Origin of the sequence: Dyella humicola (genome assembly GCF_026283945.1) — a bacterium.
Taxonomy (GTDB): Bacteria; Pseudomonadota; Gammaproteobacteria; order Xanthomonadales; family Rhodanobacteraceae; genus Dyella; species Dyella humicola.
The window spans coordinates 852,573-868,248 of record NZ_JAPDPC010000001.1; the positions used below are offsets into that span (position 1 = coordinate 852,573).

General features: G+C 57.3%; 14 protein-coding genes. 12 read left to right on the forward strand and 2 right to left on the reverse strand.

Features of this window, described 5'->3' with window-relative positions:
• The first annotated feature begins 67 nt into the window (after positions 1-67).
• The 4 genes from OUZ30_RS03680 to OUZ30_RS03695 all read left to right on the forward strand — a co-directional run bounded on the left by OUZ30_RS03680 (position 68) and on the right by OUZ30_RS03695 (position 3,462).
• On the forward strand, positions 68-760 hold the full coding sequence (locus OUZ30_RS03680) for an alpha/beta hydrolase (protein ID WP_266180828.1): 693 nt from the start codon (positions 68-70) through the stop codon (positions 758-760).
• An 83-nt stretch (positions 761-843) separates the two neighbouring features.
• Complete coding sequence (locus tag OUZ30_RS03685; protein ID WP_266180829.1) at positions 844-1,698, forward strand: alpha/beta fold hydrolase; 855 nt, start codon at positions 844-846, stop codon at positions 1,696-1,698.
• Positions 1,699-2,120: 422 nt separating this feature from the next.
• Positions 2,121-2,570: a VOC family protein gene (locus OUZ30_RS03690; RefSeq protein WP_266180830.1), complete on the forward strand. Its 450-nt coding sequence runs from the start codon at positions 2,121-2,123 to the stop codon at positions 2,568-2,570.
• A 28-nt stretch (positions 2,571-2,598) separates the two neighbouring features.
• Positions 2,599-3,462 (forward strand): DUF427 domain-containing protein, encoded by an 864-nt coding sequence (locus OUZ30_RS03695; protein ID WP_266180832.1) that lies wholly within the window; start codon positions 2,599-2,601, stop codon positions 3,460-3,462.
• A gap of 150 nt (positions 3,463-3,612) precedes the next feature.
• Here the strand turns inward: OUZ30_RS03695 and OUZ30_RS03700 are convergent, their stop codons facing one another.
• On the reverse strand, positions 3,613-4,524 hold the full coding sequence (locus OUZ30_RS03700; protein ID WP_266180833.1) for a DMT family transporter: 912 nt from the start codon (positions 4,522-4,524) through the stop codon (positions 3,613-3,615).
• Between the two features lie 341 nt (positions 4,525-4,865).
• Here OUZ30_RS03700 and OUZ30_RS03705 point away from each other — a divergent pair, with 341 nt between their 5' ends.
• From OUZ30_RS03705 to OUZ30_RS03720, 4 genes are all read left to right on the forward strand, one after another.
• Positions 4,866-5,516 carry a CGNR zinc finger domain-containing protein gene (locus OUZ30_RS03705; RefSeq protein ID WP_266180834.1) on the forward strand — a complete coding sequence of 217 codons (651 nt, stop codon included), beginning with the start codon at positions 4,866-4,868 and terminating at the stop codon, positions 5,514-5,516.
• Between the two features lie 771 nt (positions 5,517-6,287).
• Positions 6,288-7,175, forward strand: coding sequence for a haloalkane dehalogenase (locus OUZ30_RS03710; RefSeq protein ID WP_266180835.1), 888 nt, complete (start codon positions 6,288-6,290; stop codon positions 7,173-7,175).
• Between the two features lie 520 nt (positions 7,176-7,695).
• Complete coding sequence (locus tag OUZ30_RS03715; protein WP_266180836.1) at positions 7,696-7,923, forward strand: hypothetical protein; 228 nt, start codon at positions 7,696-7,698, stop codon at positions 7,921-7,923.
• 3 nt (positions 7,924-7,926) lie between these two features.
• A complete protein-coding gene (locus OUZ30_RS03720) occupies positions 7,927-8,622 on the forward strand; it encodes an SOS response-associated peptidase (protein ID WP_266180837.1) in 696 nt (231 codons plus the stop codon).
• A 54-nt stretch (positions 8,623-8,676) separates the two neighbouring features.
• Here OUZ30_RS03720 and OUZ30_RS03725 read toward each other — a convergent pair whose 3' ends face one another.
• The gene (locus OUZ30_RS03725) at positions 8,677-9,129 is read right to left on the reverse strand and encodes a hypothetical protein (protein WP_266180838.1); all 453 of its coding nucleotides are present in this window, start codon (positions 9,127-9,129) and stop codon (positions 8,677-8,679) included.
• A 947-nt stretch (positions 9,130-10,076) separates the two neighbouring features.
• On the opposite strand from OUZ30_RS03725, the gene OUZ30_RS20400 reads away from it, so the two are divergent.
• The 4 genes from OUZ30_RS20400 (at position 10,077) to OUZ30_RS03740 (ending at position 15,616) form a co-directional block, all read left to right on the forward strand.
• Positions 10,077-10,613, forward strand: a complete 537-nt coding sequence (locus tag OUZ30_RS20400) for a 2'-5' RNA ligase family protein (RefSeq protein ID WP_425601473.1) — start codon at positions 10,077-10,079, stop codon at positions 10,611-10,613.
• Positions 10,614-10,883: 270 nt separating this feature from the next.
• Positions 10,884-11,540 (forward strand): hypothetical protein, encoded by a 657-nt coding sequence (locus tag OUZ30_RS03730; RefSeq protein WP_266180839.1) that lies wholly within the window; start codon positions 10,884-10,886, stop codon positions 11,538-11,540.
• A gap of 983 nt (positions 11,541-12,523) precedes the next feature.
• Positions 12,524-14,332: an ATP-dependent nuclease gene (locus tag OUZ30_RS03735; RefSeq protein WP_266180840.1), complete on the forward strand. Its 1,809-nt coding sequence runs from the start codon at positions 12,524-12,526 to the stop codon at positions 14,330-14,332.
• 63 nt (positions 14,333-14,395) lie between these two features.
• Positions 14,396-15,616 carry a hypothetical protein gene (locus OUZ30_RS03740; protein WP_266180841.1) on the forward strand — a complete coding sequence of 407 codons (1,221 nt, stop codon included), beginning with the start codon at positions 14,396-14,398 and terminating at the stop codon, positions 15,614-15,616.
• The last annotated feature ends 60 nt before the right edge of the window (positions 15,617-15,676 follow it).

The following is a 15,676-nucleotide window of genomic DNA, read 5'->3' on the forward strand; positions in this document are numbered from 1 at the left end:
TGATAGCGGGTTACTTTAGGCGGATGGAATCCATGGTACAGGTTGCGACTTCCTGAGGTAGGCCGAGATGGGCGCGAATGATCCAACGGTGGTGTTTGTCCATGGCGCATGGGTCAACGAGACGAGTTGGGACAAGGTTGTACATGCGTTACGGAGCAAAGGTATTGCCACGGTGGTAGTAACTCTGCCGCTCAGTTCGCTGCGCGATGACACGGTCGTGTTGGGCGACGCGATTGAGCAGATCGACGGCCCGATAGTGCTAGTTGGGCACGCTTACGCGGGTGCAGTGATTGCTTCGATGGAGGACCGCAAGGTGAAGGCCCTGATCCATATCGCGGCGCTGGCGCCGGATGAGGGGGAAACCGTCGCGGACGTGTTTCACCGCTTCGGGCATGGGCGTAAAGCACCAAAGTTGGTCCCAGACGCAAGTGGTTGGATCCGATTGCCTGCCGAAGCATTCGGGAGCGCATTTGCGCCGAATGCAACTCCGGAAGAACAGAAGTACTTAGCTGAAAACCAGCTACCGATTTCTCCCACATGCATCACCGTTCCAGTGGGTTCGCCGCTATGGAAACGGGTGCCCAGTTGGTATTTGGTCGCGGAGATGGATCACATGATCCCGGTGGAAACGCAGCGGTTCATGGCGGAACGCATGAAGGCCCATACGATGAGCTGCGCCGCGGATCACTTGCCAAGCGTCACAGCACCGGGCTGTGTCGAGGAAATCGTGGTAACAGCCCTGAGCCATTTACGGCAATAGGGACGTGACGGGCGACCTTCCAACAAGGAGCGGTGTCCGTCAAGCCTCAACCCAAGTCTTTTCTAGTACGCGGAGATTGTTTTATGAGCACGATTAGCTATCGCAAGGCCGATGTTGATGGATTCAATGTTTTCTATCGTGAGGCTGGATCGCCGAGCAAGCCGAAGCTCCTGTTGCTGCACGGATTCCCGAGCTCGAGTCACATGTTCCGCGATCTGATTCCTCTGCTAAGTGATCAGTTCCATATCGTGGCTCCCGACCTGCCTGGCTTCGGGCTGTCGGACAGGCCATCGCGGGAGACGTTTTCCTACACGTTCGACTCGATCGCCAAGGTCATTGAGCGTTTCACCGAGGTCATTGGTTTCGATCGATTTGCCGTCTATGTGTTCGACTACGGCGCCCCGACGGGATTCCGCCTGGCGGTGAATCACCCTGAGCGGATCACTGGGATCATTTCCCAGAATGGCAACGCCTATGTCGAGGGTTTGAGCGAAGGATGGAATCCCATTCGCGCGTATTGGGAGAACGCGACGCTGGAAAACCGAGAGGCGCTGCGCGCTCTCCTGACGGAGGAAACGACACGTTGGCAGTACACGCACGGTGTGGCCGATGAATCGGCGATTTCGCCTGATGGCTACGGGCTCGATAGCTACTATTTGGCGCGTAAGGGGGTCGATGAGATCCAGCTGGACCTCTTCGGGAATTACCAGAGCAACGTGGCGCTCTATCCGACATTCCAAGCATATTTTCGCACCCATCAGCCGCGCTTCCTGGCGATCTGGGGCAAGAACGATCCCTTCTTCCTTCCTCCAGGGGCGGAGGCATTCAAACGCGACATTCCGAACGCTCGCGTTCAATTTCTGGACACGGGTCACTTCGCACTGGAAACGCATGCGAAGGAGATTGCGGTAGCAATCCGGGAAGTCTTTGCGGGCTGAGCGGAAAGGCGCCCGATCGGCAACGGGGCCATTTCTGAGAGTGGAATCGTATCGTCAGAAACCAGTGCGTGCTGTGTGTCGCGCGTCAGGGCCGACGAAAGTGGAAACAGGAGTATGTGCGTCAGGTGGCTCCGTAGGTCTGCCTATTTGTTCGGGGCACAGAAGCGGCCACTGTTGAAATTGTGATTGTGCGGGCGGAGGCATTCCGCCCGCATGCCGTACCCGGAAGCTGTCTAAGGCACGCAAGCCGGCAGGGGCGCGCGGATTCGGTGTGTTCGCCACGGGAGGTACACGAAGACACCTGCTCCGAGGATCGGGCGGCGTATGATTTGCTCGACAGGGACGCGCGTAACAACCTATTCGCGACGATGTGCCGTACAGCTGCACACTCGCTATAACTCTTGATGGAGATTATAGAGGCCATGTCTAACGAGACGAATTCGAGAACACTAACGTTTGCATTGGAGGTAGTTCCAGTGCCGGTCACGGATATCGATCGCGCAATCTCTTTTTACACCACAAAGGTGGGTTTCGACCTTGATGTCGACTATCACCCCACAGCTGACTTTCGCGTGGTACAGCTGACTCCGCGAGGATCAAAATGTTCGATACATCTGCTGGCAACGAAGTCTTCGGAACGGCTGCACAATCTCTACCTTGTCACTTCGGATCTCTCTGAGGCGCGAGCCGAGCTGATCAATCGCGGTGTCGCAATGGGTGATGCTCGCCACAAAGATGTACTAGAGGCGTGGTCCGGTGGCTGGAGCCCGGGCCTGGATCCCGAACGTCGTGACTACGCTAGTTTTGCGGATTTTGCTGACCCTGATGGTAATACGTGGACGCTGCAGGAGCGTGGCCATGGCAAACCCTAATCTCACTTAAATAGACGGGGACACGACAATGGGACTTTCTTGGCAACAGGGACCGCTTGGCGGCGCACCAAACGGTCAGTTCCTCACTGCCCAACCTCTACCGGAGCGTTTGCTGTTCGCGGAGCGGCTTCGTCGCAGGCTTCGAGTCAAGCTTGCCGGCGAATGGATCGCCGACAGCGAGAATGTGCAACTGTTGCATGAACCTGGTCGATACCCGGTTGCTTACTTCCCGATTGGGGATATCCGTCAGGGAGTCCTGATTGAGGAGGCTCGAATCACGAAACACCGTGACTTAGGCGACAGCCAATGGTACGCCGTGAACGTCGGCGACCGGCGGGTGGACCACGCGGCCTGGCAGCACGTTGCGTTGCCTGAATTCGCGAATGTGCTGCGCAGTCATGTCGCGTTTGGATGGCGGGCGATGGACGCGTTCTTCGAGGAGGACGAGCGCATAGTTGGTCATGCCGCCGACGCCTATCACCGCATCGACATTCGCCAGACGTCCCGTCACTTGGTGGTCAAGGACGGTGAGCGGGTCATCGCAGACACCAAGCAGCCGTTGGTTCTGTACGAATCTGGCTTTGCTCCGAGGTGGTATGTGCGTCGGGAGGACATTGATGACAGTGCTTTGAGTCCAACCGAGGGGCAAACTTTCTGCCCCTATAAAGGCTTGGCCAGCTACTACGACATTGGTCATCAACGGAAAGCTGCCTGGTACTACCCTCAAGCTTGGCCAGAAGTCGCGCGCATTTCGGGCTTCGTCTCCTTTGAACCGGACCAGGTAGACGTACATATAGATGGTAAGAAGCTCGCCCTTGAGCCGGGTCAGACGGTGGTCGCGCACGGGATCGACCGCGGGCTCGATCCGGACGAACTACTAAACCGCGGCTAGCCAGGGCGCTTTGGTTGGGCGCTACCACCGCGCCGTGAACGCGAGGATTTGGCCAGTCGGCTGTACGTGTAAGCCGACGGAGATAGCATCGGGTGGTCGCGCGCCATAGTGGGGAGCACTCGCGGTGTGCGGATAAATGGCAGGCACTGATCAGGTGTCTTCGTTTACGGCGCCGCTGAGGTCAGTACTGCGGATTCGCGGGCGCACTAGACCTGTCGTGAGTGCAACGCCAAGAAGAATCACGACACACCCACCCGCCATGGTCGTCGTCACTGGTTCATGCAGAAATAGTACGCCCCATGACACACCGAACACGGGAATGAGGTAGAGCACTGCCATGCTACGGGCAGCGCCGATACGGGCCATCAGGCCAAAAAACAACACGAAGGCAAGCGAGGTGCAGGCGGCTGCCAAGCCGAACGCCGCCAACCACGCCGAAACGCCTGGTGTCTTTGCCGGCCAAAGCCACACGGTGAAAGGTAACAACATCACGGCGGCGGCCAGCTGGTTCCCAGTAGCGACGCTAAGCGGCGTTATGCCGCGCAAGCAACGCTGTGAATAGTGCGCGCCGACGGTATAGCAGACGTTGGCCGCCACGCACGCGGCCATGGCCCAACCGGGGGCATGATGGCTGTCGCCCAAGCCGACCGTTCCGGCAACCAGCCAGACCACCCCGGTTAGGCCAATGACCAACCCGCTAGCCCGTGTGGCGTCCAGCTTATCCCCCAGCCATAGCCAGCCCGACAGTGCAACTAGCAAGGGCGCAATGGCGTCGGTAATAGCAGAGACGCCTGCGGGCAGGCTCTGGGCGGCGTACGAGAACAGGACAAATGGGAGCGCTGAGTTCGTCAAGCCAATGACGGTGATGTCTCGCCAATGCGTCCGCATCTCCGCCAACCGCGAGCGCGTCAGCAACGGGATTGAGCAGATCACCGCACCAATAGCGCGTAGGCCTGCCAGTACGACGCCACCGAACTCGTCCGCACCCATGCGCATAAATAAGAACGATGCGCCCCAGAGAGCACCGAGTAAGAGCAAAGCGGCAATATCGGAAGTCTTCATAGCTATATCTGTTTCTGATCTAGAGGCGACTACGGGCCGATCACAGCCTCAGCCACTTCCCGTCGCGCCGGCTCGGATCTGAATTTGGTTTCCGCTGCGAGGGGATGTCAGGAGTTACATCGCGAAGCGCGACATTCCACTCAATCATGGTGTCGACCACCGACGCGCAACCCAGCCACGGCTTTCCTGCAGCGACTTTCGGAAGCGTGAAGCCCAATCAACCCGAGTGAAATGCAGCATGGGCGCCCGATCTAGTAACTTGTACGCGCACAGCATACAGGTTACGCTAAATGTAGGAAAGCTCCTTTTTGTAATGCCTAATTTCGAAATGGGAAGGCGAAATGAACGCGTCGAAATACCCGCCCGCAGTGTTCGTTGCGGATGCCATTGCCCTGGACTTTCTCAATACGGTGACGCTCAAAACGGATACGCCGTACGATTGGCTGGCCGATGGCGCTGCTTTGCTTTCATGGCTAGAGCAAGCTGCGTTGGTACCTTTGGACGTCGTGAAAGCGTTTGGCGCCGATGCTTCGGATGAAGACCTCTGTGCCGTCGCGCTCCAGGCTCGAACGCTGCGAGAGTGGTTTCGCGCATTCGTCGAGAAGCATGGGTTGGGGCCGCCTTCAACCGCCACGCTTGCCGAACTAGCTCCAATTAATTGCATTCTTGAGCGCGATGCAGCGTTCCGGCAGGTCGTCATTTCAGATCCCGTGGGTTCGAGCAACGGGTGTGGTGACCTAGAGTGGGCTTCGATGCGTCGTTGGAATGGTGCTGAGGCACTCTTGATCCCAATCGCCGAATCGATTGCAAGGTTTGTCGTAGTCGAAGATCTGTATCGTGTCAAAACTTGTGAAGGACATCAGTGTTCAATGATCTTCCTGGATCGCGCGAATACGCACAGTCGACGTTGGTGCAACATGGCAAGGTGTGGAAATCGCGCTAAGCAAGCGAAATTCCGCGAGAGGATCAGGGTGCCAACTGGCGAAGGTTGAGCGACCCCTTGCGTGAGTTACTTGGCCCTAGTGGTATAGGGCAAGACTGGCCTAGGCCGCGTCGAGCTGTGGAGCGGGCGCCTGCCAACTGTCCATGCGCTCAATAGGAGATTGGGCGGATGAGGGCGCTCGATTGCAACAGAGGCGCCTCGTGCCCGCGCGCCGCCGATTTGACCCGATAGATTTTGTGGTGGCGTCCGCAGGCATGCGACATGCGGGGCGCGTCCGACGCCTCCCATAGCCTGCTGCGCAACAATCACCACATGGTTAGCGCCAGGTGCATGGCGCTTTCGCTGTCATGTGGCAGCCCTTAGGGGAGCTGAAGAATGAACAAGTGTTCCCTCACTGGCGCATGAGTGCTTGACACTCGTAATTTGCAAGCGTAACCTCCCAAACGTCACGGAAACGGTTATGTGCAATCGGACGGACATCGGGCAGGCAGTGGCTTTGAGCGCTTGGCGTCAAAGTTGGCGGTGGTGTTTTCGGATGCTTTCCGATCGGACGTCGTGAAGGTGAAGTGAAGATGTCTTCAGGACATCTCTCCCTCTCATCAGAGCAGATGGAGCGAAATACGCCCGGCGGAAGCCGATAGGCCGCGCATCGATTTCACTGGCTATTGGGCCCGGAGCGGCAAGGTTGGGCAACTCGTAAGCCTTGCGTATAGAAACGCATACGCAAGGAATTTCACTTGGCATTTACTTCATTCGATTGGTGGTTAATTGGTGCCGCAGCAGGGGTGCGAATCAGTTGCCATCCATGGGAGCAATTAACATGATCTCTTCAGCATTTCCGTTCGAAAAGAAGCGGAAGAACGTACTCGGCAGCGAGATGGCATATGTAGAGGTGGGCGAAGGTGATCCCATCGTGTTTCTGCATGGCAATCCGACCTCGTCCTACCTATGGCGCAACGTAGTGCCCCACCTTCAGAAGCTAGGTCGCTGCATCGTGCCCGATTTGATTGGCATGGGTGACTCGGCAAAGTTGCCGAATAGCGGCCCGGGGTCGTACCGCTTCGTGGAGCATCGTCGTTACCTGGATGCACTGTTGGAAGCGCTCGATGTCCGTGAGAACGTGACGCTAGTTATCCATGATTGGGGTTCGGCGCTCGGGTTTGATTGGGCAAATCGCCATCGCAAGGCTGTGAAGGGCATTGCATACATGGAGGCGATCATCATTCCGCAAGGTTGGGATCACTGGGACAAGTTCGATATGCGCCCCGCCTTGCAAGGCCTTCGCGGTGAAGCAGGCGAAAAGATGGTTCTCGAGGAAAACTTCTTCATCGAGAAGATCCTGCCTGGGGCGATCTTGCGTCAACTTTCCGAGGAAGAAATGGCTCATTACCGTAAGCCTTTTGCTGAGCCGGGAGAGGGGCGTCGTCCGACGCTAACCTGGCCTCGCGAGATTCCGATTGAGGGGAATCCCGTCGATACGTTTGAGATCGTGAAGGATTATGGAAAGTGGTTGAAGACAAGCGACGTCCCGAAGCTTTTCATAAGCGCCGAGCCCGGCGGGATTTTGTCGGGGGCGGCAGAACTGGAATTCGCTCGTAGTTTGCCGGCTCAGACCGAGGTCACGGTGAAAGGTGTGCACTACGTGCAGGAAGACTCACCGGACGAGATTGGGCAGGCTATTGCTAAGTGGTTGCCGACGATCGGTTGACGCAAGTTAGCGCAATAGGTCTTTAGAAAAGCGCCGCGGGTACCAGCGATGGTACTCGCGGAATGCGTGGCACTATCGTGGGCGGGTTTTGCCCGTCCGCTACGGCATCCAATAACGGCACAGAGTGTCGTGGCTGCGCATCCGAATCTCTGAGACACCCCGGGCGTACGCTCGCCTCCATGATCGTATGGGTGATTCCCCCAGGCAGTGACGGAACGATGCTGGCTCAAACATCGAGCGGGCATGTGACGCTTGCGACTATCCGGCCTAAGGGAGATGCGTGGGAGTTCACCTTTGAACGGGGTGCCCGCAACGCGGGGCCACACCCCGCACCTTCCATCGCCTGGGCGAAGCGGCAGGTGAAGGGCTTCCTGGCTCGGCGCGAGGAACGCCTGGTGCTTCCGTCTGAGCGGCCGGTGGGCGGGTACCCTGCGCCGTTACCCAGTCACCACTGCGATTGTCTCGGGCGGCCCTATCCGGCTGTGGTTGTCAGGCCCCGCCCGTCGCGCCGGAGACGGTGATGGCAATGACGCGCGACGATCTTCAGGTCAAGCTCAATTGCCTGTACCTCCAGGTTCGGCGCCTGCTGCGCGAAAATCCAGATCCGGCCGATTTTTGGCCCGAATTCGCCGGCCGCGCTGACGAGATCCTGGACCAAGCGGGCCCCTCTGAGTACGACTGGGTGGCCGGGCAGATCGACGCTATGCTGGAGGACAACGGGCTGCGCGCCCACCAACTGAGCACATGACCTATGTGTGGACGGTATGCGCTGTATGGGCCGGTCAAACTATCCCGTCGAGCCAAGGCGGCTCTCGATGCGCTGGACCTTGACCTGGTCAGTGCCGTCAATCAGCGAGAACCGCAGTACAACGTCGCGCCGACTCATCACGGGTTGGTGGTCACTGCGGACCCGAAGGGTGTCGCCGCGCAGATGTTCCGCTGGGGCCTGATTCCAAGCTGGGCAAAAGACGCCAAGATCGGTTTCAACACAATCAATGCGCGAGTGGAAACGGTCGGCACCAAACCGGCGTTTCGCTCGGCGTTTAAGCACCGGCGGTGCCTGGTCCCCGCCTCGGGGTACTTCGAGTGGAAGGGCGAACCTAAGGTAAAGCAGCCCTATTTCATCCACGACCCAGCGGGAGAGCTATTGCTCTTCGCGGGACTCTGGGAATCGTGGCATGACCCCAAGGACGAAGCGGGACGTGCAGTCCACAGCTACACGATTATCGTTGGCGAGGCCGGCCCGGTGTCGGGGCAGATCCATGACAGGCAACCTGTGATCCTTGCACCCGAAACCTGGGAGGATTGGCTTCGTGGCGACATCGAGATCGCCAAAGCCGCTTTGGACGCGCGGGACATCACTGAGCTGGCTTACTACCCCGTCACGAAAGCCGTTGGTAACGTGAAGAGTCAGGGCGAGGATTTGGTCCAGCCGATCGCCTTGTGAGCGAGCAGGCCCAGAGAGCCCGTATGTCGGATCTGCCCGGGTTACCCGTCGTCCTCATGACCCGGGCGTAGATGGCACTTTGCGCCAGCGCTTCCAGCCCCATAGGCCGACTGGTGCAACAAACGCCGCCCAAAGCCACTGCCAGTTGTTCGATACGAAGTCGGTGATTCGCTGCCACGCGGTTACCTCCACAACAATCTCCTTATCAAATGTGCGCATCACGCGCTCTGAGGGTGTGTCACCAACTTTGATGATCGCGGACAGAGTTAGGTGCAACGGGTGCGTTCCAGACATCGTCGGTACAACGTCCCATGCCCACTCCACCGTGTCGTCTGCTCCAATTGCCTGCCGCTCCGGCGTGATGGCCGTGATAGCAAATTGCGGGCCGGTCAGGCGTGCCTCCATCTGCTCGGCAATCTTGATGCTTGCACCTTGTTTGCTACCCGGCGCCGCGATCTCCGCGGTCAGTTGTTCCACGGTCTTCTTCATGTCCAACAACAACTGCACGTGGGCCGTCTGCTTTACGTTTAGTGTGGTGGGTGTGTTGAAAGCGATCTGACCCGTCGGTAACGCCTTGAGCTCGCGATCCAGTGCCGCGAACGCGAGGTTGGGGTCCTCGTTGGCAACAGGCGGAGGCGGAGGGGGCGGCGGTGAGGTAGGGGGATGCACGGACGGGTGGTGAGGCTCAGGCTGCGGTGGGGGCAGGCTTGCGGTTGGAGGGTATGCTGGCTCGGCAGCTGGCGCGTCGGCCGTGGATGGCGGCGCCGCCGCTGGCGCGGGCTGCTCAACTGGCACTGTCGGCTCGGCTGCCGCTGCCGCCGTGGATGCTGGCGCCGCAGCTGTCGCGGTGGGTGGCGGGCTCGCAGCCTCAGGAGGAGACCGACTCCCACTTTCAGGATTGGGCGAGGTGCTCGTATCCCTGGGGCCCGAGCATGCCGCCAACGACGAACCGATGGTGATGACGCCTACGAGGAGGAGTATCGACAGGACGGCCGATACCGCCCCGATCAATCCATTTTTCGCGCCCATATGCCGCCGCTCCTCGCAGTAGTGAGGGGTACATGCATCTGCGATCCGCCAGCTTGGCTGTGTCGGACCGGGGCGATGGGAAAATCATCCTCCGAGAGACGGAGGCTCGCTAGTGCCGGAACCTGACCTAGGCGCGCTTTGCGCGGATAATGGGGGGCATGAGCGAGCCAACCCCCGAAGGTCTACGTCGCTATCCCAACACGGCAGGCTACAGCGCCGACCTGGTCGACCCCATCGCGTGCACCTGTAAGCCAACCTGCCTTCCGCGGTGCGCGGGAGAGTGCGGCTGCGAAGCGTGCGCCGTCCAGTTCAATATGTTTTGCGATATGGCCGGGTTCTATAGCACCGGCGACACCTTTGACGAGAAGGCCAGGGCGCTGGCCAGGTATCGGGGTGAATGCTAAGTAGCCCGCGGACGAGCAGGTATGAGCCGGACATTGTTGGCGCTGCTAGTGCCCGAAGCGGAGCCGCTGGTTGGCGAGCTGCGCGCCCGCTACGACCCAGCCGCCCGGCGCGGACTTGGCGCCCACATCACCCTGGTGTACCCATTCCTTGACAGCGCTGATGTTACGGCGGACGTGCGGGCAGGACTCAGTGCTGTAGTTGGAAGCTATGGGCCGCTGTCTTTCCATCTGGAGGAGGTGCGGACGTTCCCGTCGACAGTGTGGCTCGCTCCGACCCCGCCCGAGCCCATTCACACCTTGGCCTCGGCCATTGAGCAGGCGTTCCCTGTCAGACCGACCGTGGGCCATGCGTTTGCCCGCTATACACCGCATCTAACAGCTGCTCGCGATGTGAGGCGGGAACGACAGCTCATTGCCGACGTCCTCCGGTTGCGTGTCGAGACGTACGGATACGTCGAATGCACGTGCCACGCAGTCGTCTTGCTTGAGAGTGTTGACAAACGATGGCGACCATCCGGCGCATTCCCTTTGGGTGGTGCCATGCACCACCCTCGATGACCGGGCGCGACCTTGTTGCGGGCAATTTGATGGTGTCCAGCGCCACGCACCCCATCGCAGCGGACGGAGGTTGTATCTCCTTAGTCGAAGCAAAGAGGCCGAACGACGACCTTGGCGTCATGGAGGTGACCGAACGGGGGGTACTGACAGGTAGTTCCTAGCCTTCCGGATGATACCAACGGCAGAACTAGCGCATTTAACCTTCGGGCGGCCGCAACACAGCTTCCGCGGCTCGGGGGTTCAGTACTCAACTGCGAAAAGGGGTCACTCATGGAACGGAAAGCTTTGTGCTTGTCGTTGTTGGTTGGTGCGCCACTTATTGCGTCTTTCTGTGCTGTGGCGAGCCCTCCTCATGCCGCAACTCCAGATACGCAATCGTCGCAAAAGCCAACCGTCGGTGCGCCAAGCGCCCTCAAGCAAAAGCTGTTGGATGCGCTCGCCAATGGCTACGACTGCCACGTTCGAATCTCTGGAAAAGCTCCGCTCACCAGCGTCATTGCTGGAAACCCATACGTAGTCGAATACAACGCCAAGACGAATAAGTGGTACTACGCCGGCCCCATTCCCAACCGTGACCACGATTACAACGACATATGGGGGCGGCCATTCAATCAAGGAGGCATTTTCTCACCCGCGGACGGCCTTGTTGCGATTCTCAATCAAACCTTCTATCTCGACGATCTAGGTTGGCTCTGGGACATCGGTGACGGAAGCGGGGCCCTACTAGCGGTCAATGGCCGGCTCTATTGCGACGATGGCCCGCCCTTCCCACCAACGCCGCCGTCTAAACCCTCGGATGACCAGATAAAGAAGGCGCTGGAGGACAGCAAGAAACATGGGCCAGCGCTCCAGGACTTTAAGAAGAATTACGAGCAGGTTTTGAAGCAGCCGCGGGTATACACGATGCCGGTTCCACCTGAGGCCTAATAACTGGAAGGCAAGCGCTTGTCGGGTTAGAAAGTTGCCAGTGGCGGCAGGTGAGGGTCTGTGGGCACTATGCCCCCGTGAAAATTAGAGTCGGATAATGGGCGCATCAGGCGGTTGAGCGACCCGGACCCGTAAAAAGAAATGTCCGTCAACCGGCGCCGCGCAAGCTTCGTGCAGTTGACTCTTAATCAATTGGTCGTAAGTTCGAATCTTAGACGGCCCGCCAATTGAATCAAGCGTTTAGCGGAAGCTAAGTGCCCTTTTGCTTGCCTGAAATCCACCTTGCTTAGCTGTGGCTTAGGGATGGCTTAGTTGCGACGTCGGACCGGACACCGCCTGGATTAGCTGGCTTGGGCAGCATCAGGGCTCGCAGCAGCTAAACGCGGGCGTAGCAGGCCTCTAGCAGGCTGTTTGATCACGATCCCGCTCCTCCGAGACTCAATGACTTGAGTCCAGTGAGCATGGCTTGTAGAGCCGCGCTTAGGCCAATTGAAAGCTGGTCAATTGATCCCGGATCAAACTGCTTTGACCCTCCCCGTGTTCCAGTTCGCCGGATTCGATTACCGGCGTTTCAAAGTGCCATCCGAGTTGAAGTCATCCGGTCCGAGGATGCGAGCACCTGGCGGCGGCATGCCATCAGCCTCTGCGAGGCTCTCTTTCGTATGGGCGGCCGAGGCTTGCCCGACGGATTCGAGTACGTGGCGCGCATTGGCTGGATTGCGCAGCATGTGCCACGTGTCTCGTGCGCCAGCGGAGAGGGGCCACTGGGCAAGGGGGAACAGGTGCCGGTGCGACTGTATGGGGTGCTTCATATCGCGACTCCCGAGTGACTAAAGCCTGCAAGAGGTTGGTCGATGCTGCATTCTATAGTGACTTTTTCGTCGTGGCTCGATTCCGGGCCGGTTGCACTCGTTCGAGTCAGACGAGAGCGCTGCGAAATCTTAGTGCTACAGGATGTTTTTTTGGGGAGGAGTTCTATGCGCTTGATCAAGCTGCACGTAAAGAATTTTAGGTCTGTCAAAGACTCTGGCGAATTTGACGTTACCCAGCTCTTTGCGCTCGTCGGCGAGAACAATACGGGTAAATCCAACCTGCTGCGCGCTATCGAGGTTCTGCTTTCTGCGGGGTCTGGCAAGGTCGGAAAGGATGACTTCTTTGATCAGGCCGCTGTCGTCGTAATCAAAGGGACGTTCACCGACCTGACACAACAAGAGCGGCTTCGTTGGAGGCCCTACTTGATCGCTGACCAGTTGATTCTGGAGAAGCACATTTCACTCACTCTGGACGACAACACTGGGCGCGCGAAAGCTGAAGCGATCTTTCACGGATATCAAGCAGAGCCGAGCTCTTGGTTCCTTTCCATCCCGAAGATTCAGGAGCGGCTTGGGGATCGCCCCAAATGGCAGGATGTAGCTAGGGAAAATGGCCTTCCTGACTACTTTCTAGAGGACGGTAAGTCCAACAAGACGATCTACGTAAAGGCTCTGGCTCGGTTCCTGTTGGAGAATGAGGTCGACTACGACGAGCCAGATTTGAAGCAAACGCAAGCCCTCGGCCTACAAAGCAATGTGATCGCGGCGCTGCCCAGGGTCTATTTGCTTCCAGCGATTACGGACTACTCTGATGAGATTGATCGGCGCTCATCTACGTCTACATTTCGTCGGCTTATGGCTGCACTGTCGGATCGGTTACTCCAAAGAGACCCGCGCTTCATTGAGCTTCAAACTGCACTGGCTACTATTCGCTCTCTCCTCAATCCGGCTGCCTCAGCAGGTGGCGTGCCGCGCATTCAGACGCTCGATTCCGTTGAGAACAAAATTACCGAACTCCTCCGCAGGGTGATGCCTACTGTTCAAAAGGTTTCCTTTGCCGTAGAGATCGACGAAGTACAAGACCTCTTCTCGGCGGGAGTTTCGCTATCTGTCGACGACGGAATGAACACCGATGTTCTCGCGAAGGGGCATGGCTTGCAGCGGTGTGTCGTCTTCACGCTGCTTCAAACCCTCATTCTCAACGAGAGAAACCGGCTCGTAGAGAACAACGATGCGATACCGGCTGCGCCAGAGAGCCCCATCATTTTGCTTGTTGAGGAGCCAGAACTTTACATTCATCCCCAGTTGGCGAAACTTCTGTACGACGTCCTGTCGGCGTTCTCCTTGACTGACCAGGCTATCTACACGACGCACTCGTCCTTTTTTATTGACGCCTACGATGCCGAGAAGATAGCGATAATCTCGAAGCTGACGGTGGAGCAAGGAACTCTAGTACGAGGGTGTGACAAGTCAGCATTCGATGGGTTGGATGATCGAAAGCTCTTTAAGGGGTTCACCATGCTCAACCCTGCGATGAACGACCTGTTCTTCGCAAAGAAAGTGATGCTTGTGGAAGGGCCGGAGGACATCATCGCAGTGACGGCAACGCTGAAAGCGTTGGGCCGTATAGTGGCCCGCGTCGAAGAGTTGGGCTGGTCGGTAATAGCGTGCGGGGGTAAGGATTCGATCCCGTTCTTCCAGAGGGTTCTAAATGCTTTCTCTATCCCTTATGCGGTGATCCACGATCTCGACATCCATGAGGGTATGAAGCAGGACGCTGAGGCGACCCATAAGAAGACTAACGACACGATTGCCATGCTTTCGCAGGGCGCACCGATACACGCGTTTCCGGTCAAGCTAGAAAGATCCCTCGGATTGGACAGGCATTTCGGAGATCAGTACGCAGCACATTTGTTCTTCAGTGAGTCGGCATCGATCACCCAAGAAGTGATGGATCTGATTTCCGGTGCATTTGCGTAGTTCCGCTCGCGGATGAGCAGGGAATAGGCTGCGGCCTGCAAAACTAGTCAGGGGATAGGTGTCATGTTCGAGTTAGAGAGAGAGTCGGATTTCTTCCGGTGCATGTCCTGCGAGCGCGCCCTTCTGGTGCAGAACGTCGAGATACTTTTCGACAACAAGTTACTGTTGGATGCCTCCTATCATCACCCAAAGGATTTCATCCTCAATCTAAATAACTGTCTCCGATCTATGCTCTTCTTCGTCGAGTCGTCGACAAAGAATGCGCCAGATTGGCTAAAGACTTGTGTTTCCGTCTATCGCGAAAAAAATCTTGATAAGTATGAAATGCTCAAGAACCTGCGCGATGTAAGCATGCATCAGGCGTTGATCTTTCCGAAGGAGTCGCTAGTTATGGGTCTCTATAGGATCAAGTCTCAAGCAAATTATGTTCTGAAAATTGGCATCGGCGACCATGGTGGCCCAGGGGAGTACGCATGGGATATTGCCATGATGAATTCCGAAGACATCTTTCATCAGATGCTCGTTTTTCACAGCATGACCTTCATGGATCTGGAACATTCCGCCCTCGCGGAATGCCTTGGCATGACGAGGAAGTGGTTCTTCAAGATGCACTTCAAGAACAAGCGAAGGACGTTTGACGAGACGATTGACGTATATAACCTGTTCTGCGACTTCGCCAATGGTCTGCTTGACGAAGTGTGTGAGGCGTTCGCGGAGAGGAAAGGAATAAGGAATTCGATTCGATTCACGGCGAGCCAAAGTGAACACAATCATGTGAACACAATTCTTGAGATTGATCTTTACCCGTCGCTATTTAAGGACTGGTGGGAGGACGAAGGTATGGAGCCACTCAACGCCGGTATCCGACTTTGGAGATGGCGAGGACGCCGTCTCGAAGCCGTGGATGCCGCGCATAAGAGGCATTTCGGTGCGCTCTCCACTTCGGCAGATGACTATGTTCAGGCGTTGAAGAGATATGCGGCGATGAGTGACGACGAAGTTTCTGCCGAGTCGACCTTTGACGGCTTCTTTTCATTTGTAAACTTAAACGACTGGCACGCCAAGAGAGCTTTCGGACACTACATGGAGAATTCGTCCGTCGATCCCTCTGAGGTTATGACTGTTCATCGGCTGGGGCGGGTGTACACGGATGATTTGATGTCCGGACGAAAGGAGGTTGCGGTATCGGGGGAGCGCTTTCGGACGTACATTCAAGATCTCGCACTTAAACTGGAGAAGAGACTCAAGAGGCCGAAAGAGCGACGTTCGCGCAAGTCAAAGTAATGGTTAGCTATGTGCGCGATGTGAGGTCATTTGCAACGGAAATCCTGCCGAGTTTTTCGG